Below are 21,806 nucleotides of genomic sequence, written 5' to 3'. Positions count from 1 at the left end.
ATTCTCCATGGGCGAAAGTATTCTCACCGCGCAGAACCTTAGCAAAGTGGTTCCCAGCGCGGAAGGTGAGCTGACCATCCTGCACCCTTTGAGCCTGACATTGAACAAGGGCGACAGCCTGGCCATCGTCGGCGCCTCGGGCTCGGGCAAATCCACCCTGCTCGGCCTGCTCGCCGGCCTCGACCTGCCCAGTGGCGGCGAAGTCATCCTGGCCGGACGAGCCTTGAGCACACTGGATGAAGACCAGCGCGCGCGGATCCGCGCCGAGCACGTTGGCTTCGTATTCCAGAGTTTCCAATTGCTCGACAGCCTCAACGCCCTGGAAAACGTCATGCTGCCCCTGGAACTGGACGGCCGCGGCGATGCCCGCGAACGCGCCCGCGACCTGCTCGAACGGGTCGGCCTGGGCCAGCGCCTGACGCACGCGCCACGCCAGTTGTCCGGCGGTGAGCAGCAACGGGTGGCCATCGCCCGGGCCTTTGCCGCCGAGCCGGACGTACTGTTCGCCGACGAACCCACCGGCAACCTCGACAGCCATACCGGCGAGCGCATCAGCGACCTGCTGTTCGAACTGAACCATGAACGCGGTACCACCCTGGTGCTGGTGACCCACGACGAACGCCTGGCCCATCGCTGCCGGCGCCTGATCCGTCTTGACGCCGGCCATCTGGTCGGCCCCCTGGAGCCTTGATGGCACGCCTGCCGCTGTTGCGCCTGTTCAGCCTCGCCACCCGCCAGCTCCTGCGCGACGCCCGCGCCGGGGAACTGCGGGTGCTGTTCTTCGCCTTGCTGGTGGCGGTCGCGGCCAGTACCGCCATCGGCTACTTCGGGGCGCGCCTGAACGGCGCGATGCTGCTGCGGGCCACCGAATTCCTCGCCGCAGACCTGGTGCTCGACGGCACCTCCGCTGCCCGCCCGGAGCAGCTCCAGACCGGCAGCGACCTGGGCCTCGCGCATGCGCGGGCGGTCGAGTTCTCCAGCGTGATCGCCACCGACAGCGGCATCCAGTTGTCAAGCATCAAGGCCACCGACGAACACTACCCGCTACGTGGCGAACTGAAGAGCGCCGCAGCGCCGTTCGGCAGCGAAACCGCCGGCGGCGGACCGGCACCGGGCGAGGCCTGGGTCGAAGCTCGGCTGTTGACCGCGCTGGACCTGAAGATCGGCGACAGTATCGATGTCGGGATGAAGCGCGTGCGCCTGGCCCGGGTCCTGACCTATGAGCCGGATCGCGCCGGCAATTTCTACAGTCTGACCCCACGGGTGCTGATCAACCTCGCCGACCTCGACGCCACCGGCGTGGTCCAGCCTGGCAGTCGGGTCGACTATCGTGAACTGTGGCGCGGCTCGGCGAACGCCCTGGCGACCTATCGCGAGTTGATCAAGCCCGGGCTGGCGCCGAACCAGCGCCTGCTCGATGCCCGCGACGGCAACCAGCAGATTGGCGGTGCCTTGGGCAAGGCCGAGCGTTACCTGAATATGGCCAGCCTGGTGGCGGTGTTGCTCTCCGGCGTCGCCGTGGCCCTCAGCGCCAGCCGTTTCGCCGCCCGGCGCTTCGACGCCAGCGCGTTACTGCGCTGCCTGGGTCTGTCGCGCCGGGAAACCATGACGTTGTTCAGCCTGCAACTGGCGATGCTCGGCGTGCTGGCCAGTGTCAGCGGCGCCCTGCTCGGCTGGCTGGCCCAATTGGGTCTGTTCGCCCTGCTGCATGACCTGCTGCCCGCCGATGTCCCGCCGGGTGGGCTGATGCCGGCACTCGCCGGGATCGGCACCGGGTTGGTGGCACTGGCCGGATTTGCCCTGCCGCCCCTGGCCGCCCTCGGTCGGGTGCCGCCGCTGCGGGTACTACGCCGTGACCTGCTGCCGATCCCGGCCAGCACCTGGCTGGTCTACGGAGCGGCCTTGTTCGCGCTGGGCCTGATCATGTGGCGCCTGAGCCTGGACCTGCTGCTGACTTTCGCTCTGCTCGGTGGCGGGGTGATCGCCGCGCTGGTACTGGGTGGCCTGCTGCTGCTCGTGCTGCAAAGCCTGCGGCGGCTGCTGGCGAGGGCCTCGCTGCCCTGGCGCCTGGGCCTGGGCCAGTTGCTGCGCCATCCGCTGGCGGCGGCCGGACAATCCCTGGCGTTCGGCCTGATCCTGCTGTCCATGGCCCTGATCGCCCTGTTGCGCGGCGAATTGCTCGACACCTGGCAGAACCAGTTGCCGAAAAATGCGCCGAATTATTTCGCCCTGAACATCCTACCGGCGGACAAGGACGGTTTCCGCGACCATCTGATCCAGCTCGCGGCCACCTCGGCACCGATCTATCCAGTGGTGCCCGGCCGGCTGATCAGCATCAACGGCACTGCGGTGCAGGAGATCGTCAGCAAGGACTCCGGCGGCGATCGCGCCACCCAGCGCGACCTCAGCCTGACCTGGGCCGCCGACCTGCCGCCGGGCAATATCCTGACGCAAGGCAGCTGGTGGCCGGACAAGCCCACTGGCGACACTCCTGGCGTCTCGGTGGAAGCCAAGGTCGCCCTGAGCCTGAAGCTCAAGCTCGGCGATCACCTGGTGTTCAGCGTCGGCGGGGTCAATCGCGAGGCGGTGGTCAGCAGCCTGCGGACCATCAACTGGGACAACTTCCAGCCGAACTTCTTTATGATCTTCCAGCCCGGCACCCTGCAGGACCTGCCGGCGACCTACCTGACCAGCTTCTACCTGGCACCGGGGCACGACAAGGACATCGTCGAACTGTCCCGGGCCTTCCCGGCGGTGACCATTCTGCAAGTGGAAGCCCTGCTGGAACAACTGCGCAGCATCCTGGCGCAGGTGACCATTGCCGTGGAGTACGTGCTGCTGTTTGTCCTGGCGGCGGGCATGGCGGTGCTGTTCTCCGGCTTGCAGGCAACGCTTGACGAACGCATCCGCCAGGGCGCGCTGCTGCGGGCACTGGGGGCCGAGCGCAAGCTGCTGGTCAAGGCCCGGCGGATCGAGTTCGGCCTGCTCGGCGCGGCCAGCGGCCTGCTGGCGGCCCTCGGCACGGAACTGGTGAGCTGGGTACTGTACCGGTTCGCCTTCGACCTACCCTGGCACCTGCATCCATGGCTGTTGCTGCTGCCGCTGATCGGCGCGCTGATGGTCGGCGGCGCCGGTGTGTTCGGCACCCGCCGGGCGCTCAATGTCAGCCCACTGACAGTGCTGCGCGAGGGCTGATAGAGTCAGCTCGGATCACTCCCAAGAACTCGGCGCGCATACGCGCCGAGCTTATTTTTGGTAAAGGACCTCGTTGATCCACCACAACACTTCACCACTTGGGGTCTGCACCACGACCTCATCGCCTACCTCTTTCTTCAAAAGCGCGCGCGCCATCGGCGAGTCGATCGAGATGTAGTCGTTGCGACCATAGATCTCGTCGTACCCAACCACCCGGAACTTCTTGATTTCACCCGCCTCGTTTTCGATCTCGACCCAGGCCCCGAAAAAAACCCGGCCTTCCTGCTCAGGCGAGTAGGCGACTACGCGGACATCCTCAAGACGCTTGCGAAGGTAGCGGACTCGCCGATCAATTTCCCGAAGCAGTTTCTTGTTGTACTGGTAGTCGGCATTTTCGCTACGATCTCCCAGCGATGCGGCCCAGGTAACCTTTCTCGTGGTATCGGGGCGTTTCTCTCGCCAAAGGTAATCAAGCTCTTGCTTCAGAGCTTCATGGCCTGCTTGTGTGATGATATTGGTACTCAAGACGGGATTCTCACTGATGAATCATCCTCGAAACGTGCCCTTGCATCATTTAGAACACGATGAATCGCAGCCCCCGCGGCCTTGGGGATGTTTAACAATCCGAGCATCCGCTCCCAGTCATCCAGTGCCGCAAGCGTCTGATCGATGTACCCATCCGGCTTGAGGTATTTGTAATCTTTGCACAGATCCCGGATGACCTTCCTCGTCGGTTTGCCATGACCTGAAGACGCTGACCTTTTCTGTTTTGGGATGGTATTCAAAGACTCCCATGCCACGATCGCCCATGTAGGCCAACCGATCCAGCGGGCTGAGTGTCAGCGAGGCTCCCACTCCAAACGTCGCGTCGAAGAATCGATCCATCAGCAGGAGCCCCCAGCCATCCGGCAAGGAGTCTGCAAATGGGCCGTGCAGCCCCTTGAATAAACGCCGTTCCTGAGCGAGCTGTGGCTTGTCGTCGAACTTCATGGTCAGGGGAGAAAGGTTGAACCCCTTGGCCAACCACTCTTTGTCATAGGCGAAGTAAATGCCTTTCCCCTCGGTACGGCTCAACTCTCCGACCCTGATGCCATTAGCGGTGACGGTGAGGGACTCGGTGGACTTGAACCTGGGGGTGAGTGAGCTCATTTGTTACCCCGTTTTCGCTTGAGGTTTTTCAGCTCGTCGATTGAGCTCGGGTTCGAAGGCTTGAACAGACTCATCATCGGGGTCAGTTCGTCGAGCGCCGTGGCCAGAAGGATCATGGACTCGAGGGTGATGGAGCCGGTGTACTCGAACCGTTTGATGGAGGACTCAGAGACTCCGGATTGCTCGGCCAAGGTCTTGCGGGAAAGGTTCTTGGACAGGCGCAATGATTCGGCATTTTTCCCCAGTTCACGGGCGATCTCCGCTGGGGAGTACAGAAAATGCATGAGTGACATCGCTTAACTCTCACAGGCTATTGGTCAAAACTGACCCACTATGACATAAATCAAGCCATAAAAGGTCAATTTTGACCAATAGAAAAGCAAAGAGATAAAACAGATTACTATTGGTCAAAAATGACCAATAAAATCGGAAAATCAATAGAAATAGGTCAGATATGACCAGCAGTGAAAAATTTCATAGCAGGTAGTAGCCACGAAACCGGCAAACCAACACCAGTAGATTTCTCGTTTTTAAACCCTGCTCGAATCCCCTGAGACAACCTCTTAGCGCCGTGTGATCAAACCCTGCCGCGCCACGCGGGTCAGTTGGCGGATCACCGCTTCGGCGTGCTCGGCATCCGGTGCCTGGATCACCGCCAGGTCGAAGCTGTCATCGGCAAAGCGAGTCAGGGCGTCACCGTCCTCGACGAACTGGATCAAGAAGGCCGAAGCACGGCCCTTGCGCCGCGGCCAGCCGTCGAGATAACGCAGCAGCGTGGGCTGGTGTGTACCGCCGAGAAGGATTTTAGGGTTGCGAAAAGGCAGGCTCGCCGTGATCGGCGTAAGGCGTACAACGGGGCGTGGGTTGTTCAAAGTGCGTGTCTCCGCCTCAACGATCTGCCGGGCAGGTGTGAGGCAACACCGAACCAGCGCTTTAGCGGTATTTCGAAGCCTGTCGCAAGCTTCTGTCGGCGGTCTTTCGACCGGCCTGGCGCCCCGCAAGTAGCTGTTTAAATCGGCGCATATAGCAATCCTAGAGAAGCCGGTAGCAAGCTGTCAAGAATCCCCGACAACGAAAAAGCCCGCAAAAATGCGGGCTTGTCGTATTCGTCTGGGAGCCGGCTTGCTGGCGATGAGGCCAGTAAGCCTTGCATCGCCGGATCGGACGCTATCGCCGGCAAGCCAGCGGCTACAAAGATTGGCGCTGTCGTCTGGATTCTATGAGCGGGTGATAGGCCTCATATTAATCAGTTTTTAAAATGTAAAATCGCAAAAAACTCAACAAACAAATCTATTTATTCGATTATTTACGTGAGGCGATCTTCCGTGCATTCGGCTCCAGGGAGTCGCGCTCCCGGTCAAAGGCCAGGTAGTACTTGTTCACGCTGTTCACATAGTTCACCGCATTCATCCCCACCTGCTCCATGGCGATGCGCTCGACCTGGAAGAACCACTGGTTGGGGTTCAGGCCACGACGGCGGGCCTCGGCGCGCATGCCCTGGACCCGTTCCGGGCCCATGTTGTAAGCCGCCAGGACAAAGGCCATGCGCTCGCGCTCATTGAGCTTGGGGCTGGCAAAGAACTTGCGCCGGATCATCGCCAGGTACTTGGCCCCGGCCTGCACATTGTTATCGACATTCTGGATATTGCTCACGCCGACCCGTTGCGCCGCCGAGGGGGTGATCTGCAGCAACCCCATTGCACCGCTGGCGCCGCGGGCCGCGGGATCCAGGGCCGACTCCTTGAAGGCCAGCGCCGCCAGGTTCAGCCAGTCGATGCCCTGGGCCTGGGCATGACGTTGCAACACCGGACGCAGCTTTTCCAGCTTCGCCCGATCGCTGCGACTCAACGGATAATGCACCTGATACAGGCGTCGATAGATGCGCAGAAACGCCGCATCCTGGTCCGAAGGGGTCTTGTAGGTCTTGAGGAAGCGGTCGATGCTCGCCCGCAGCATCGACGCATTGTCGCGTACGAACCAGTGCATCTGCCCCGGCTCGCTGACCAGCACCTGCTTGTCGAAACGCAGCCTGGGCATGATCCGGGCCCAGCGTTCGGCAATCGGCTGTTCGACGATGGTCAGGTGAAAGATCCCGCCCTGGACCATCTCCAGCACATCCTCCGCCGCCAGACTCGGATCGACCCATTCGACCTTGACCGGCGGCAACTTGCGCAACGCCAGTTTCTGGTTGATCTGGTTGACCGCCTCGCCCGCCGCGCTGCCGGGGGTCAGGGCCAGGGTCCGGCCGGAAAGTTGTTCAAAGCGGGTAAAACGCTTCTCGCCCTTGAGCCCCACCAACAACAGCGGCACCGTACTGCCGAGCGGATCGCTGGCGATCACCGCATGACCCGGCTGGGCCTCAAGCAATTCCCCCGGGGCCACCAGATCGCCCTCCCCGCGCTGCAAGGCGCCGAGCAGTTGGTCCTTGGCCTTGGGAATGATCTTGAGGGTGATCTCCTGATTGTCGCGGGCCTGGCTGTTGAGGAACTGCTCAAAGGCCCGCAAGCGATGGTATTCGATACCGATGGTCTCGCCCTGGACCTCACCGCTGCTGTTGCGGCTCTGGTTGACCAGCACCCGCAGGACCCGGCTGCCGCGAATCTCCGCGAGGTCGCGCACCTTGCCCGGCTGGACGATTTCCAACGGCCCGGCCAAGCGCGCAACCGCCGGCAACGGCAGCAGCAAGGACAGGCACAGCAGGAGCAACAGCGAGGGTCGCTTCTTCATCCGTTCTCCGGAAAGCATACTGCCCGGCACAGGCGGGGTGGCCTGAAGTCGGGTAACTGAAATCGAGCGTCTTTTGAACGCGAAAAGTGCGCAAGAGGCGGTGCGACATCGGCGGCATGCCAACCGATGCGTTCTTGCGGCTTTAAGAGACAGTCATAACTCGTTGTAGTTCTTGATTTTTATTATAAATCTACAGCTCTGGTATGCTTTTCGGCCTGTGGCCTGAGGTAGCACCATGCAACTCATCGATATCGGCGTCAACCTGACCAACCCCAGTTTTGCCGGCAAACAGCAGGAAATACTCGAGCGTGCCTATGCCGCCGGAGTCTGCCAACTGATTGTCACAGGCACCAGCCTGGCGGGCAGCGAACAGGCGCTGGAGCTATGTCGGGAGAGGGATCCTAGCGGCCAGCGGCTGTTCGCCAGCGCCGGGATCCACCCCCATTGCGCCAGTGACTGGACAGCCGATAGCGCCGTTCGTCTGAAAGCCCTATTGATGGAACCGAACGTCTGTGCGGTCGGCGAGTGCGGGCTGGATTTCAACCGGGACTTCTCCCCGCGCCCGCAGCAGGAAAAAGTCCTCGAGGAACACCTGGCCCTGGCCGTGGAGTTGCAGCGCCCGGTGTTCCTTCACGAGCGCGATGCCAACGTGCGCTTGCTGGAGATCCTGCGTGACTACCGCGACCGCCTGCCCGCTGCCGTGGTGCACTGTTTCACCGGCGAGCAAAAGGCGCTGTTCAGTTACCTCGACCTGGACCTGCATATCGGTATCACCGGCTGGATCTGCGATGAGCGACGGGGCAGCCACCTGCACCCCCTGGTGCGGGAGATTCCCCGTGGTCGGCTGATGCTTGAAAGCGACGCGCCCTACCTGCTGCCGCGCAGCCTGCGACCCAAGCCGAAGAACGGGCGCAACGAACCGGCGTACCTGGGCGAAGTGCTGCGTGAAGTGGCCCTGCACCGCGGCGAAAGCCAGGAAGACCTGGCCGCCCATACGACCGCCTGCGCCCGCGCCTTTTTCAACTTGCCAAGCCTCGACTAAAGCGCTATTGACCTACATCAACAAGCCTCTTGCCCGGTAGCGGCACAATAATGGCACCTTGCCAAAACTGTTTCCGCTCTATCAGGGAAGACCCCCATGCGTGCCTGGCTTAGCAATATCTCGCTGAAATACAAGTTCTGGGCCGTGAACGCGGTCGCTTTCGTCACCACCCTGCTCCTGGTGTTGTATGCCGTGCAGCTTGAGCAACAGGCCCGCACCGACGCTTCCCGCGCCACGGTCCAGTCCCAGGCCCGCCTGCTCGGCGCCTGGCCCGAAGGCAAGGCCTGGCCCGAGGCCGATAACCTGCTGCCGTTCAAGGCTGGCGAAACGCCGAGCCTCAAGGGCCAGATGCTGCCACGCCTGAAGGACGCCAAGGGCTGGGTCGACTACGACTATATGCCGCTGTTCGGCGACAACCCGCTGCTCGGCGCGCAAGTGCTCAGCCATGGCGAGCAACAAGTCGCCGTGCTCGCCTACGCGCCCAGCCTGGCCCAGGTGTTCAGCGAGCGGTTCGCCAACTATGCGGTGGCCGTGTTCATCCTGATGCTGGCGATGCTCGGCGCCTCGCAGTTGCTGATCCGCTTCCTGCTCAGCCAGCTCAATACCCTCAAGGACGTGATGCTCCACGTGGAGAAGACCGGCGACCTCTCGGCCCGTGTGCCGCTGGCTGGCAAGGATGAAGTCGGACAAATGGCCAGCGCCTTCAACGCGATGCAGGCCGGCTATCAGCGGGTGGTCGGCACGGTGGCCCGTACCGCGGCGCAACTGGATGTCGGTGCCGCGCGCCTGGCCTCGAGCATGAACGACGTACGCCACGGCATGCTCGGCCAGCAGAGCGAAACCGACCAGGCCGCCACGGCCATCAACGAGATGTCGGCCACGGTCTATCACATTGCCCAGCACGCCGGCGCCACCCGTGACCTGTCGAAAACCGCCGACGACCTGGCCGGCAGCGGGCAGGCGGTGGTCAGCCGGGTCCAGCAGTCGATCACCGGGTTGTCCAGCGGCGTGCAGCAGACCGCGACGATGATCCAGCAACTGGCCGAGGACAGCCAGAAGATCAATGGCGTGGTCAGCGTGATCCACAGCATCGCCGAACAGACCAACCTGCTGGCGCTGAACGCCGCCATCGAAGCGGCCCGGGCTGGGGAAATGGGCCGCGGTTTCGCGGTGGTTGCCGATGAAGTGCGTAACCTGGCCAAGCGGGTGCAGACCTCCACCGACGAAATCACCGGCATGATCTCCGCCTTGCAGGCCGGGACCCGCGACGCCGTGGACTTTATGCAGGAAAGCTCGTTCAAGGCCGACGACTGCGTGCAGCAGGCCCAGGAAGCCGGGGCAGCCTTGGCGCAGATCACCAGTGCGGTGGCCCAGATGCGTGAAAGCAACACCCAGATCGCGGTGGCCGCCGAACAGCAGAGCCAGGTGGCGGAGGAAATGAACCGGGCGGTGGTGAGTATCCGCGACGTGACCGAGAACACCGTGCAACAGACCGTGGACTCGGCCACCACCAGCCATGACCTGGCCAAGCTGGCGGGAGAACTGAATAAGGCGATTGGCCAGCTCAAACTATAGGATCGATAGGAAGAGTTGATTCGCCTCGCCAGTGGGTCGGGCTTACTCTCTGTTCACCCACTACACGAACAGAGGACACGATCATGGGCCAACGTCACCCCAACTTCCCCGCCTGGCAATGGCGGGTTGCTCCCCAAGCTTCGAACGATAGCACCGGCGAAGGCATGCAACTGCTGGCGCTGATCCTGTTCGCCCTGTCCTTCCTGCTGGTGAGTTCCGGCGTATTCGCCCAGAACCCGACCAGCTTCGCCGTCGGCGTACTCGGCCTGGTGGCCGCGTTCAGCCTGCGCAGCAAAGGCCAGAGTTTGGCGCTGGAGGCCTGAACTGCCGTGGTTCGTTGTAGGACCTTGTGATCAAGGCAAGCCTTGCCGGCCTCATCGCCGGCAAGCCAGCTCCTACAAATCCGCGTTCCAACCCAGAAACATCGCCGTGCCCCGTACAGGTGTGCCAGCACCTACAAATCCGTGCTCCAACCCAAAAACATCGCCGTGCCCCGTACGGTGTGCCAGCACCTACAAGTCCGCGTTCCAACCCAGAAACATCGCCGTGCCCCGTACAGGTGTGCCAGCACCTAAAAATCCGTGTTCCAACCCAAAAACATCGCCGGACCCCGTACCTGTGGGAGCCGGCTTGCCGGCGATAGCGATGCAACCGTCACCGCCGGCCTCAGCCGAACACGGTAACGGTCTGCCGGCTCAAGGCAATCAGCCGTCCATCCGCGCTCCACAACGCCGCGGCCACATGGCCGTAGCCGTCGCGGGCATGCTCGATCACCGCGCGGTATTTACACCAGTCCAGGGTATCGAGTTCAAGCAACGGCTGGACGAACTCCACGGTCCAGGTCAGGGTACTGCCGGCCGCCAGTTTGCTCAGGTGTGGCAACACGGCCGGCGGCCAAGCGTCCACCAGCGCCAGCAGGTGCGCCTCGCTCAGCGGCTCTTGCCGGACATCCCCACGGAAACGTACCCAACCGCCCATCTCACGGGATTTATTGCCGGTGAAAGGCAGGCCGCCAATCCCCCAGCGCATCGACAGATGACGCATGAACTCCGGCATCACCCCTGGAATATACGGCGCCTCCGGGCATTCGTCCCAGTGCTTGAGCGAGGGTGCCGGCTCGGCCGGCACGTCCACCAGCGACTCCCGGGAAGCGCCGAAACTGCCCTGCACCAGCGTCACCACCTGGCCATTCTGCACGGCCCGGCCCAGCACCTGGCTGACCGCCTTGCCCTCGCGCAGCACTTCGACTTCAAAATCGATCGGCACCCCGGGCTCGGCCGGCCCGACAAAAGTGATCGCCAACGAACGCACCGGCCGCTCGGCGGCTACCCGCGCCCGCATCGCTTCGTATTGCAGCGCCACCACCAGGCCGCCAAAAGTCGCCCGCCCCTGCGCCCACTCGGCGGAAATGCAAAGCCCCCTGGGCTGGCGACGAACCCTATCGAGCAAATCTGAAAAGCCCATGCACACCTCGGCTGGAAAAAGTCCTACCGAATAGTACCCAGCTGATCCAGGCCACACAGCACTCATACCGGCCAAAGCAGCCGCCAAACAGGCCGTCATCCCTCAGCTGAAACAGATCTCGCTCAATCGGTCCAGCACCCGATCGGCCTTGCTCTCGGCCAGGACCATGGTCCGGCGCCAACCGGTGACACAGGATTGCAGGTCCGGTTCCTGTTCCGCCCGCAGCAGCCATTGCCAGCAATCATGCCAGTCACCCAGTGCTTCCTGGGCCGCCTTCAGGGATTTCAAGGCCGGGGCCGGTAACCGGTTCAGTTGCGGATAGGCTTCGGCGGCGTAACGCACGCGCTTGATCAACAAGCGCAAGCGATGACGGTCATGTAGCGGATCATGCAAGGCCTCATCCAGCGCCTCCCACTGCTTGGCCAGGCGCTTTTCGATGCGCTTGCGCAGCCCCCTCAACAAACCCTGGTGCTGCGAAGCCCGGAGAAAACGCGGAAAGGCATCGAGCACACTGAACAACTGCTTCAACTCGGCACTGCGCGCCACGGCCCAGTAATCATCGGACAACTGTTCCGTGCGCCGCGCCGCTGCCACATGATGCCCCTGCTGATGCAGGTAGACGGCCAGTACTTCGCGGTCGCGAATCGGCGTGGTCAGGCTGCCGACCTGCTGCGCCGCCTGCTCGACCTGTTCAACCCCTGGCAAGCCACGCAACGGCCGCAACAGACTGCGCAGGCGCCGTACCGTGGTGCGCAAGTCATGCAGGCCCTCCTCGTCGGTCAGCGCATCGACACGCGCATGACAGGCCAGCAACCGCACTTCCAGGCTCACGACCTCAACCACCAATCCATCCACCAGGGCAGACATTCGACACTCACTCCCAAATCGAACTTCCAAGACTACGACGCAATGACCGCAACGTCTGTTGCAAGGCATCCATCGACGGGGTCCGTTCAGCATAGCGCTGGGCCACGAAGCTCTGGATGAATGCATTGATATTTTCTGCCTGGCGCGGCAACTGCCTTGCGGCCCGCTCGCCAAAAGCCTGCGGACCTTCGCCCGGCTCGCGCACCAGCCCGCGCCGTCGCAACAGCTTTTCAAAGCTGGCGAACAAGCGCAGCGACGGATCGGACCTGTTCCGCCAGGGCCGCAGCAACAGCAGCGAGAGCAGCCCCAGGATCAGCACCAAGCCGACCGGCAGGACCCACGCCGTCAGGTCGCCGAACCAGCGCCCCAGCAGTTGCAGTTGCTGTTCACCCTGATAACCCAGGACCCTGCGCTGCCAAGCATAATTGAGATTATCCCAGCCCTGGCGCAGATCATTGAGCCAGGTCAGATGGCGGTAACGCAGCGGTGACAGCGGCGAGGCCCCGAGCATATCTTCATCGGTCGCCAGGGCCTGTTCCAGTCCCTGGTCAATGCGCTGCGGGGCCACGGCATAGGTCGGATCGACACTGCGCCAGCCCCGCCCTTCCTGCCAGTATTCGACCCAGGCGTGGGCATCGAACTGACGCACCGTGAGGAAGTGGCCGGCCGGATTCAGCTCACCGCCCTGATAGCCGGCCACCATCCGCGCCGGAATACCCGCCGCCCGCAACACGTAGACCATGGCCCCGGCGTAATGCGCGCAAAAGCCCTGGCGGCTGTCGAACAGGAAAGCGTCGATACTGTCGGCCCCCAGGGTCGGCGGCTTGAGGGTGTAGTAATACGGCTCATCGTGAAAATGCTTGAGCAGCACCGCCACCAGCGCCTGGGGCTGTGGATAACCTTGTCGTAATTGTGCCGCCCACTGGCGGCTGCGTGGATCGCCCTGGGCCGGCAATTGCAAGGCCTGGCGCCGGGCCCGGTCACTGAGCTGCGGATCGCGCACCACCTGCGGCCAGGACTCGACCCGATAGAGCAATACCTGCTGCACCGGACGCAAGCGCTGCACTCGATAGTCTGCCAGTTGGTGCACATCGGCCTGATCGGTGCGGGCCACATCCAGCGCCGGCAACCAGGGTTTGCCACTGGCCTGGAGGATAATGCTGTAGCGCCAGGACTCGCCGCCGGCTTGCCATTTCGGCGCCTGGCTGTAGGTCACCGAGGCGGCCTGGCTCCAGCGCCGGCCGTCGAATTGCTCCAGGGTCAGGGCCCGCCAGTAGAGGTCGCGGCGCGCCGGCATGGGGCCGTCGAAGCTGGCGCGAAAGGCCAGTTCCGCGGAACGCCCAAGCTCAGCCACATCCCCCGGCGACATGCTCTCGGACAAGCCGCTCTGCGCTTTGTCGACGGCCAACGGCAACGACCAGAGCGGCGCGATACGGGGGAAAAACAGGAACAGCAGGAGCATCAGCGGCAAGGCTTGCAGCAACAGGCTCGTGGACAGGCGCAGGGTCGCCAGGGGCCGGGTCGTCGAGCCTTGCTGCAAACCGATCAACGCGGCCAGCAGCGCGCCCACCGGCAACAGGCTATAGAGCGCCCAGGGCAGGCTGTCTTCGAACAGATAGGCCACCGCGACACAGAACAGGCCAAGGAAAATCAGCACCAGGGCATCGCGGCGGGTGCGGGTCTCCACCAGCTTGAGGATAAACATCGCCACCAGCAGCACCGCCCCGGCGTCCAGTCCGAGCAAACTGCTGCGCGAGAGCCAGATGCCCGCGATGGTGACCAGCAGCAGAAGCAGTTCCATCAGGCGTCCGGGAAAGCGCACGCGCATGCGGTAGACCTGGATCCGCCAGACCGTGCAGCCGAGCCACAGTGCGACCATCCACGGCGGCACATGAAACCAGAACGGCAGCATCACCAGGGTCTGGGCCACCAGCAGCCAGACCAGGCTGGCACGGGAGATCAGCGGCGCGGCGCTCATGGTTGTTTCCCGAACAGCGCCAGGGCCCGCAGGCAGGCTGCGCAATGGGCCGCACCGCTGTCGCTGGCCAGCAGCTGGTTGGGCAGGCGCAAGGAGAACATCGTCTCGCGGCGGGATAATTCCAATACCCAATAACACAGGCGTGACAGGCGCTGCTCGACATCCCCGCCCAGGGCGAGAAAATCCAGGCACAGCTCACGACCATCGAGCCGGGCGAATTCCTTGATCAGCAAACCCTGGCCACGGGAATAGGCTTTCCAATGCAGGCGTCGCCAGGAGTCACCGGGTTGATAGACCTTCAAACCCTGGTAGTCGTCGACCCCTTGGCCGTGGGCGCGCATGCCCTCTTCGCGATCATCCGTCAGCACACTGGCCAGGCTCGGCAGTTCGCCTTCCAGGGGCTGTGGATAAACCAGCACTTTCTGGCCCAGGTCGAGCCGGCTCCAGGTCCGCAGGATCCCCAACGGGAAACTGCTCTCGACGCCGATCCGCGGCGCCTGCAACCAGCCGCGCACCAGCGTCGGCCGATTCAACTCCAGCTCGCAAAAGCCCGCGGCCGGCACATCGACGCGGTGCAAGGCCGGCGTCGACCAGCCCAGACCAATGGACTGATGAGCTTTCCCGGCACTTTCCAGGCGCACCAGGAAGCGCGCCTGCTCGCCGACAAACACCGCAGGCCCGGTCCCGGCACTGAGCACCAGCCCCTGCAAATTGCGCCAGGTATGCAGGATCGCCACCACGAACACCGACAGCAGCAGGAAGCACAGGGCGTAGGCCAGGCTGCTCTGGTAGTTGATGGCGAGCATCAGGATCAGCGCCAGCAGGGCGGCAAAGACTCCGCCGGCGCGATTGGGCATGATAAAGATCTGCCGCTGACTCAGTTGGATCCGCGTCGAGGGTGGCAGGCGCCGCACCAGCCAGGCCTGCCAGAACTCGCGCAGGCGCCGGATCAAAGCGCCGGCACCTCGCGCAGCAGCCACTGCACCAGGGCGCCACCGCCCTGCCCGGCCGGATCGGCACGTTCGCGCAGACGATGGCTGACCACCGAGGGCAAGACCGCCTGGACGTCCTCCGGGATCACATAATCGCGCCCGGCCAACAGCGCCCAGGCCCGGGCGGCGGCGAGGATCGCCAGGCTGGCCCGGGGTGAAAGGCCCCAGGCGAATTGCGCTTGATCGCGGGTCGCGCCGACCAGGCGCAGTACGTAGTCCACCAATGGATCGCTGGTGCGCACCTGCTTGACCTGCTGTTGCAACACCGACAATTCGGCATGGCTGAGGATCGGCTGCAACTTCGGCAACAGGTCACGCCGCGACACGCCTTGCAGCAGGGCCTTTTCCGCGGCCCGGGCCGGATAGCCGAGGGACACCCGCATCAGGAAACGATCGAGCTGTGACTCCGGCAGGGCGAAGGTGCCGCCCTGGCTGCTGGGGTTTTGCGTGGCGATCACGAAGAACGGCGACGGCAAGGGGCGCGTGGCGCCTTCGATGGTCACCTGGCCTTCTTCCATGGCCTCGAGCAAGGCGCTCTGGCTCTTGGGGGTGGCCCGGTTGATTTCGTCGGCCAGCACCAGCTCGGCGAAGATCGGCCCCGGATGGAACACAAACAACCCGCTGTCCTTGTCGAACACCGAGGTGCCGAGGATATCGCTGGGCAACAGGTCGGAGGTGAACTGGATACGCTGGAAGCTCAGGCCAAGGACCTTGGCCAGGGTGTGGCTGAGGGTGGTCTTGCCCATGCCCGGCAGGTCTTCGATCAGCAGATGACCGTTGGCCAGCAGGCAGGTCAGGGCCAGGCGAACCTGCGCATCCTTGCCCAACACCACCTGGTTGACGGCCTGCAGACAGGCTTCCAGTTTACTGCGCATAGGCAGACATCCGAACGTGGGGAGAAGCCGGGGATACTACCGTGTTTCTGGAGCTACGCAGGCCTGTGAAACAACCTTGTTTTGCGCAACGACACCACCTCCTTTGTAGGCGCCAGCTTGCTGGCGCCTACAAAGGAGCGCATTCGCAGGCTCAACGCCCGGCGCGGGACTCTCGGATGTAGAAACGGGCTTTCTCGGCCTTGTTGGTACAGCCCTCATAGGCCTCGAACTGCTGCTGGGTCTTGGCCCCGGTCAGCAGCGACAGCGCCTTGGAGTAACTCACAGTCCCGGCAAAACCTTCGGCCTTGGCCAGGTCCAGTTCATGCCAGGCGGCATCCAACTGGCTGCCACAGCTTTCTCGGTAAGCTGATTTACCCGCGCAACCGGCCAACGCCAACGCAATCAATGGCACACAGATCCAGGCTTTCATCAATGACACCTCAGGGAAAATAAATACTTGTGCAGGTTAAGACGGCGCGCCAGGCAAAAAGTGCCTTGGCCTTTCACTCAAGCTTAGCCAATCCAGATGACGATGGCTGCAGTCGATCCGATTCGACGGCAAAGAACAACCAATGCCACGATTGTACCTGTCTCCCCGTAGGTGCATTGTTAGCAAGAGCTTGTTCAAGGACTGAGTCATGAAAAAACGTGTCGCGCTGGTGCTGGGCTCGGGTGGCGCCCGCGGGTATGCCCATATCGGGGTGATCGAGGAAATCGAACGGCGCGGTTACGATATCGCCTGCATTGCCGGCTGCTCGATGGGCGCGGTGGTCGGCGGCATCTATGCGGCCGGCAAGCTCGACGACTATCGCCGCTGGATCGAGAGCCTGGATTACCTGGATGTGCTGCGTCTGGTGGACGTGAGCTTTCGCCTGGGCGCCATTCGCGGCGAAAAGGTCTTCGGGCAGATCCGCAAGATCGTCGGCGAGGTGAATATCGAGGACCTGCGCATTCCCTACACCGCCGTCGCCACCGACCTGACCAACCAGCAGGAAATCTGGTTCCAGGAAGGCTGCCTGCACCAGGCGATGCGCGCCTCGGCGGCGATCCCCAGCCTGTTCACCCCGGTCATGCAGGGCAACCGCATGCTGGTGGACGGCGGCATTCTCAATCCCTTGCCGATCGTGCCGGTGGTCTCCAGCCACTGCGACCTGATCATCGCCGTCAACCTCAACGCCACCAACCAGAAGCAGTACCAGTTGCCGGTGATCCAGCGCCCACCGGCGTTCAAGAGCCGCTTCAACAACCTGCTCAGTTCCATGGGCTCGCGCTTGCCGTTCCGACGTAAACAGGCCGAGGAGCTATTGCGCCTGGAACAGCAGACCCTCGCCAGCGACGCCGCTCAGGTCGGCAATCCCTGGCTCGACGGCCCGGAGCCGCAGGGCCAACAACCGGCCGCCGCCCCCCAAGGCAACGGTGCGCCGAAGTCCGCCACCGGCTCGTTCATCATCGACAATGTGGGGCCGGCCTCGCTGCTGGACCTGATCAACCAGAGTTTCGAGGTAATGCAGACCTCGCTGGCGCAATACAAGATCGCCGGCTACCCGCCGGATATCCTGATCAACGTGCCGAAACGGGTGTGCCGGTTCTTCGAGTTCTACAAGGCACCGGAACTGATCGCCCTGGGGCGCGAGATTGCCAGCGATACGCTGGATCGCTATGAGGAAGAAGGACGTTAGGCCCCCTGAAGCTCAAGGCCGAACACACTTCCTTTGGGAGCCGGATTGCCGGCGATGGGGCCCCTGTGGTCGCTAAAAGCTTCGCGGGCAAGCTCCGCTCCCACAGGTTACATCCCCATCAACCCTGGCTATCCAGCAACCGATAACCGACACCCGCCTCGGTCACGATAAACCGGGGCGCGGTGGGATCATCCGCCAGTTTCTGGCGCAGATGCCCGACCACGATCCGCAGGTAGTGACTGTCTTCGGTATGGGTCGGGCCCCAGATATCCTTGAGCAACTGTTGCTGGGTGATCACCCGCCCGGGATGCCGCGCCAGTTGCGCCAGCACCGCATACTCTTTGCGGGTCAGCGCCACTTCCGCGCCATCGAGCAGCACCCGCCGGTAAGCCAGGTCGATGGTCAGCGGTCCAAAAGTCAACGCCGCCTCCTGCGCCTCGCCGCTGGGCGCCTGGCGCAACAGGGCACGAATCCGCGCGAGAAACTCCTGGATGCCGAACGGCTTGGTCACGTAGTCGTTGGCCCCGCCATCCAGCGCCTCGACCTTCTGCCCCTCGCCGGCGCGCACCGAGAGCACCAGCACCGGCGCCGTGGACCACTCGCGAAACTCGCGCAAAACCTGCTGGCCGTCCATGTCCGGCAAGCCGAGATCGAGCACCAGCAGGTCCGGCTTGTTCAAGGCCGCGTGGGCCAGACCCTCGGCGCCAGTGCCGGCTTCCAGCACCTTATAGCCCTGGGACACCAGGCTGATACGCAGGAACTTGCGAATCTGCGGTTCGTCGTCGATGACCAGGATGGTCGCAATCTGGGTCATGGTCTTAGCATCGTGGCTATCGGTTGCCAAAGCATATCAGGCTTCACTTTCAATGCCCGGTTGCTCCTGCAACGGGAGGAACAGAGTGATACAAGTCCCGTGGCCATCGATGCCGTCATCCACGCCGATATGCCCGCCGTGTGCGCCGACCATGCCCTGGCAGATCGCCAGGCCCAGACCCGTGCCCTGCCCACCGCGATCACCGCGGGCCGCGGTGTAGAACATGTCGAAAATCTTGTTCCGTTCCTCTGGCGGAATTCCCGGGCCTTCGTCGCTGACGGAAAAAAACAGCTCCTTGTCGGTGGTACCGACGCGCAGTTGCAAGCGGCCCCGGGGCGGTGAAAAACGCGCAGCGTTTTCCATGACATTGATCAGCGCCTGTTCGATCAGTGCCGCGTGCACATAGAGCAACGGCAACTGCACCGGCAACTCGGTGCTCACCTGCAAGGGTGCCAGTACCGCCCGCAGCCGGTTCAGCGCGCTGCCGATGATATCGGCCGGCGCAACCCAGTCGCGGGCCAGCTTCAGCGCCCCGTGACCCAGGCGGGTCATGTCCAGCAGGTTCTGGATATAGCGGTCCAGGCGCTCGGCTTCGTCGCGGGTGCCTTCCAGCAGTTCCTGGCGGTCGGCCAGGGGAATCGCCTCGCCCAGCGCCAGCAGGCTGTCGATGCTGCCACGCATCGAAGTCAACGGCGTGCGCAGGTCATGGGACACCGAGGCGAGCAAGGCACTGCGCAGTTGCTCGGTTTCGCCGTGCAGGCGCGCGGCCTCGAGGTCGTCGGCCAACTGGGCCCGGGCCAGCGCCTGGGCCAGCGGCTGGCTGAGGGCGGTCAACAGGCGCCGACGCTGGCCGCTCAGGGTCTGGCCATCCTTGGGCCGCACACCCAGCAGGGCCAATGGCCCCTCCTCCACCGACAACGGCCACCACCACCAACGCCCGAACGGCAAGGTCCCGGTGCCCATGCCTGCGGGCTGGTCGTGCTGCCAGGCCCAGTCGGCGGCGGCGCGCTCGGACTCGGAGAAAGTTTGCGGGCCGCCGGTCTCGACTTTCCAGCCACCCTCACCGTCACGGTTGAGCAGGCACACTTGCAGCTCCCCCCAGCCACTGAGGTGCTGGGAAGCGGCGCTGACCACTGCCTGGCGATCGGTGGCCGCCGTCAGCTTGCGCGACAGGTCGAGCAGTTCGCTGGTTTCTTCCTGGGTGTCGCGCAGGGCCTCCAGTTGCCGCCGCTGACGCGCCGCAAGGTTACCGGTGAGCGCCGCCATCAAGAGGAAAAACAGCAGTGTCAGGACATCCTCCTCACGCTGGATGGCGAAGGAGAATTTCGGTGGGATAAACAGGAAGTCGTAACTCAGGAACGACAGTACCGCACAGGCCAGCGACGGCCCCAGGCTGCTGCGCACGGCCACCAGCAACACGGCGGCGAGGAACACCAGGGAGATATTCGGCAACGGCAGGAGACTGGCCACGCCCCAGGCCAGGCCGGTGGCCAGGATCGTCGCCAGCAGCGCCATCGCATAGTCGAACCAAACCACCGCTTGCGGGGCGCGAGCACGCGCGACATGTTGTTCTTCGTCACGGTCCAGCACGTTGATTTCCAGCCCACGGGCGCTACGCAACAAGCGCGCCGCCAGGCCTCCGCCAAACAGCCGGCGATACCAGCGCTGACGCGACTGCCCCACCAGCACCAGACTGGCGCGGCGCTCGGCGGCATGTTGAATCAGGGTCTTGGCGACTTCCCCGGCGCGCAGCAACACCACTTCCCCACCCAGGCGTTCGGCCAGTTGCTGGGCGCTTTGCAGACGCAGGCGCGACGGCTCGTCACGGACGCTGCCGTTGTCCACATGCACCAGGCTCCAGGGCAGATGCCGGCGCTGGGCAACCCGACTGGCATGGCGCACCAGGCGCTCGGCCTGGGCATCGCCGTCCACCCCGACCAGCAAGCGCCCGCGCAGGGTCGGCGCCGACTGGCCGAGGGTGCGGTAGCCGAGGGCCAGGTCGTTGTCGACCTGGGCTGCGGCCGTCTGCATGGCCAGTTCACGCAAGGCGGTGAGGTTGGTCTGGGTGAAAAACGCATCGATGGCCGCACGGGCCTGCTCTGGCACGTAGACCTTGCCGTCGCGCAAGCGCTCCAGCAACTCACGGGGCGGCAGGTCGATCAGCAGCAGCTCGTCGGCCTCCTGCAGGACCCAGTCCGGCAGGGTTTCCCGGACCTGCACGCCGGTAATCCCGCGCACCTGGTCATTGAGGCTTTCCAGGTGCTGGACGTTGACCGTGGTGAACACATCGATGCCGGCGGCCAGCAACTCCTGGACATCCTGCCAGCGTTTGACGTGACGACTGTTGGGGGCGTTGCTGTGGGCCAGTTCATCGACCAGCACCAGCTTGGGCTTGGCCTTGAGCAGGCCATCGAGATCCATTTCCTCGAGCAGCACCCCGCGATATTCGGAGCGCACCAGCGGCTGCTGCGGCAAACCGCTGAGCAGCGCCTCGGTTTCCGCGCGACCGTGGGTCTCCACCACCCCGGCAAGGAGTTTCACGCCCTGACGCAATTGCGTGTGGGCGGCCTGCAACATGGCGTAGGTCTTGCCGACGCCGGGTGAGGCACCGAGGAAGACCTTGAGCCGGCCACGACCGTCGCGGGGCAGTTCTGCTAGGAGCGCGTCGGCGCGACCGGAATCACTCATGTCATCGGTTCTCACTTATGAAGCTAACACCACCACCCCCTTGTAGGAGCCGGCTTGTTGGCGCTAGCGGTGATCCAGGCGACAACGATGTCGGCTACCAGATCGCATCGCCAGCAAGCTGGCGCCTACAAGGTTCGCGGTGTTAGTGGCATTTGCCGCATTATTTCGAAACTTCGGCCAGGGCCGCATTCAAGGCAAACACATTGACCACCGGTGGGCCAATCAACGGTTGCTCGATATGCATTTCCACCAGTCGCTCGACATCGGCCGCCGGCAGGTGGCGCGCCTGCGCCACTCGCGCCAGTTGATAGCGAATTGCCTCAGGAGGCAAGTGCGGATCAAGGCCGCTGGCCGAGGTGGTCAGCATGGACAGAGGCACAGGCCCCTGACCGGGTACCGCCTGCTTACTGGCATCGTCGAAGATCCGCGTGGCCAGGGCCGGGTTGCTCGGACTCAGGTTGCTCGACGAACTCGACACGGTGGCGAAGGCCCCCGCCGAAGGGCGCGGATGGAACCAGGTATCACCGGTGAAATCCTGGGCAATCAGGGCCGAGCCACGGACCTTGCCATCGGCATCGCGTACCAGGCTGCCATTGGCCTGTTCCGGGAAGACCACCTGGGCTACACCGGTGACCACCAGGGGATAGGCGACGCCGGTCATCAGGGTCATCAGGACCAACAGGCTCAAGGCCGGACGTACTACGCTGGACATGTTCAATTCCTCAAATTCAGGGGTACACAACCTGTAGGAGCCGGCTTGC

At 63.5% G+C, this 21,806-nt stretch carries 20 protein-coding genes; 6 read left to right on the top strand and 14 right to left on the bottom strand.

The features are described from left to right. Positions 1-7 precede the first annotated feature (7 nt). Both AC07VG_RS24000 and AC07VG_RS23995 read left to right on the top strand, forming a co-directional pair. Complete coding sequence (locus AC07VG_RS24000) at positions 8-691, top strand: ABC transporter ATP-binding protein (protein ID WP_495002935.1); 684 nt, start codon at positions 8-10, stop codon at positions 689-691. Further along, positions 691-3,195 carry an ABC transporter permease gene (locus AC07VG_RS23995; RefSeq protein ID WP_495021992.1) on the top strand — a complete coding sequence of 835 codons (2,505 nt, stop codon included), beginning with the start codon at positions 691-693 and terminating at the stop codon, positions 3,193-3,195. Before AC07VG_RS24000 ends, AC07VG_RS23995 begins: the two co-directional genes overlap by 1 nt. A 51-nt stretch (positions 3,196-3,246) precedes the next feature. Here AC07VG_RS23995 and greB read toward each other — a convergent pair whose 3' ends face one another. The 5 genes from greB to AC07VG_RS23970 all read right to left on the bottom strand — a co-directional run bounded on the left by greB (position 3,247) and on the right by AC07VG_RS23970 (position 7,071). After that, positions 3,247-3,720 (bottom strand): transcription elongation factor GreB, encoded by a 474-nt coding sequence (gene greB, locus AC07VG_RS23990; RefSeq protein WP_495021991.1) that lies wholly within the window; start codon positions 3,718-3,720, stop codon positions 3,247-3,249. Between the two features lie 117 nt (positions 3,721-3,837). After that, positions 3,838-4,344, bottom strand: coding sequence for a HipA N-terminal domain-containing protein (locus AC07VG_RS23985; protein WP_495002932.1), 507 nt, complete (start codon positions 4,342-4,344; stop codon positions 3,838-3,840). After that, a complete protein-coding gene (locus AC07VG_RS23980; protein ID WP_495002931.1) occupies positions 4,341-4,637 on the bottom strand; it encodes a helix-turn-helix domain-containing protein in 297 nt (98 codons plus the stop codon). The genes AC07VG_RS23985 and AC07VG_RS23980 overlap by 4 nt, the downstream gene beginning before the upstream one ends. Before the next feature lie 270 nt (positions 4,638-4,907). Beyond that, the gene (locus tag AC07VG_RS23975; protein ID WP_100940829.1) at positions 4,908-5,216 is read right to left on the bottom strand and encodes a class I SAM-dependent methyltransferase; all 309 of its coding nucleotides are present in this window, start codon (positions 5,214-5,216) and stop codon (positions 4,908-4,910) included. Positions 5,217-5,646: 430 nt separating this feature from the next. Further along, a complete protein-coding gene (locus AC07VG_RS23970) occupies positions 5,647-7,071 on the bottom strand; it encodes an MltF family protein (RefSeq protein ID WP_495021990.1) in 1,425 nt (474 codons plus the stop codon). Between the two features lie 235 nt (positions 7,072-7,306). Here AC07VG_RS23970 and AC07VG_RS23965 point away from each other — a divergent pair, with 235 nt between their 5' ends. The 3 genes from AC07VG_RS23965 to AC07VG_RS23955 all read left to right on the top strand — a co-directional run bounded on the left by AC07VG_RS23965 (position 7,307) and on the right by AC07VG_RS23955 (position 10,011). Continuing rightward, positions 7,307-8,113, top strand: a complete 807-nt coding sequence (locus AC07VG_RS23965) for a TatD family hydrolase (RefSeq protein WP_495021989.1) — start codon at positions 7,307-7,309, stop codon at positions 8,111-8,113. A gap of 96 nt (positions 8,114-8,209) precedes the next feature. Then, entirely contained in the window at positions 8,210-9,688 is a 1,479-nt protein-coding gene (locus AC07VG_RS23960; protein WP_495021988.1) for a methyl-accepting chemotaxis protein, read from the top strand. A gap of 83 nt (positions 9,689-9,771) precedes the next feature. Beyond that, the gene (locus AC07VG_RS23955; protein WP_495002927.1) at positions 9,772-10,011 is read left to right on the top strand and encodes a terminase; all 240 of its coding nucleotides are present in this window, start codon (positions 9,772-9,774) and stop codon (positions 10,009-10,011) included. Positions 10,012-10,354: 343 nt separating this feature from the next. Here AC07VG_RS23955 and AC07VG_RS23950 read toward each other — a convergent pair whose 3' ends face one another. From AC07VG_RS23950 to AC07VG_RS23925, 6 genes are all read right to left on the bottom strand, one after another. Further along, a complete protein-coding gene (locus tag AC07VG_RS23950; RefSeq protein ID WP_495021987.1) occupies positions 10,355-11,152 on the bottom strand; it encodes an acyl-CoA thioesterase in 798 nt (265 codons plus the stop codon). 102 nt (positions 11,153-11,254) lie between these two features. Continuing rightward, the gene (locus AC07VG_RS23945) at positions 11,255-12,019 is read right to left on the bottom strand and encodes a CHAD domain-containing protein (protein ID WP_495021986.1); all 765 of its coding nucleotides are present in this window, start codon (positions 12,017-12,019) and stop codon (positions 11,255-11,257) included. Positions 12,020-12,026: 7 nt separating this feature from the next. After that, a complete protein-coding gene (locus AC07VG_RS23940; protein ID WP_495021985.1) occupies positions 12,027-13,997 on the bottom strand; it encodes a transglutaminase TgpA family protein in 1,971 nt (656 codons plus the stop codon). Next, entirely contained in the window at positions 13,994-14,977 is a 984-nt protein-coding gene (locus AC07VG_RS23935) for a DUF58 domain-containing protein (RefSeq protein WP_495021984.1), read from the bottom strand. The genes AC07VG_RS23940 and AC07VG_RS23935 overlap by 4 nt, the downstream gene beginning before the upstream one ends. Beyond that, positions 14,947-15,864: an AAA family ATPase gene (locus AC07VG_RS23930; protein ID WP_495021983.1), complete on the bottom strand. Its 918-nt coding sequence runs from the start codon at positions 15,862-15,864 to the stop codon at positions 14,947-14,949. The genes AC07VG_RS23935 and AC07VG_RS23930 overlap by 31 nt, the downstream gene beginning before the upstream one ends. Positions 15,865-16,015: 151 nt before the next feature. Further along, the gene (locus AC07VG_RS23925) at positions 16,016-16,294 is read right to left on the bottom strand and encodes a hypothetical protein (protein ID WP_191485152.1); all 279 of its coding nucleotides are present in this window, start codon (positions 16,292-16,294) and stop codon (positions 16,016-16,018) included. Between the two features lie 208 nt (positions 16,295-16,502). Between AC07VG_RS23925 and AC07VG_RS23920 the strand changes: the two genes are divergently transcribed. After that, complete coding sequence (locus tag AC07VG_RS23920; RefSeq protein ID WP_495002921.1) at positions 16,503-17,543, top strand: patatin-like phospholipase family protein; 1,041 nt, start codon at positions 16,503-16,505, stop codon at positions 17,541-17,543. Between the two features lie 118 nt (positions 17,544-17,661). Here AC07VG_RS23920 and AC07VG_RS23915 read toward each other — a convergent pair whose 3' ends face one another. The 3 genes from AC07VG_RS23915 to kdpC all read right to left on the bottom strand — a co-directional run bounded on the left by AC07VG_RS23915 (position 17,662) and on the right by kdpC (position 21,757). Beyond that, complete coding sequence (locus AC07VG_RS23915) at positions 17,662-18,357, bottom strand: response regulator (protein ID WP_495002920.1); 696 nt, start codon at positions 18,355-18,357, stop codon at positions 17,662-17,664. Positions 18,358-18,393: 36 nt separating this feature from the next. Continuing rightward, positions 18,394-21,045 (bottom strand): DUF4118 domain-containing protein, encoded by a 2,652-nt coding sequence (locus tag AC07VG_RS23910; RefSeq protein WP_495002919.1) that lies wholly within the window; start codon positions 21,043-21,045, stop codon positions 18,394-18,396. Between the two features lie 160 nt (positions 21,046-21,205). Beyond that, the gene (gene kdpC / locus AC07VG_RS23905; RefSeq protein WP_495002918.1) at positions 21,206-21,757 is read right to left on the bottom strand and encodes a potassium-transporting ATPase subunit KdpC; all 552 of its coding nucleotides are present in this window, start codon (positions 21,755-21,757) and stop codon (positions 21,206-21,208) included. Between the last annotated feature and the right edge of the window lie 49 nt (positions 21,758-21,806).

It is taken from the genome of Pseudomonas sp. GW821-FHT03C07 (assembly GCF_059420925.1).
This window is presented reverse-complemented; position numbering and strand designations above follow the sequence as displayed.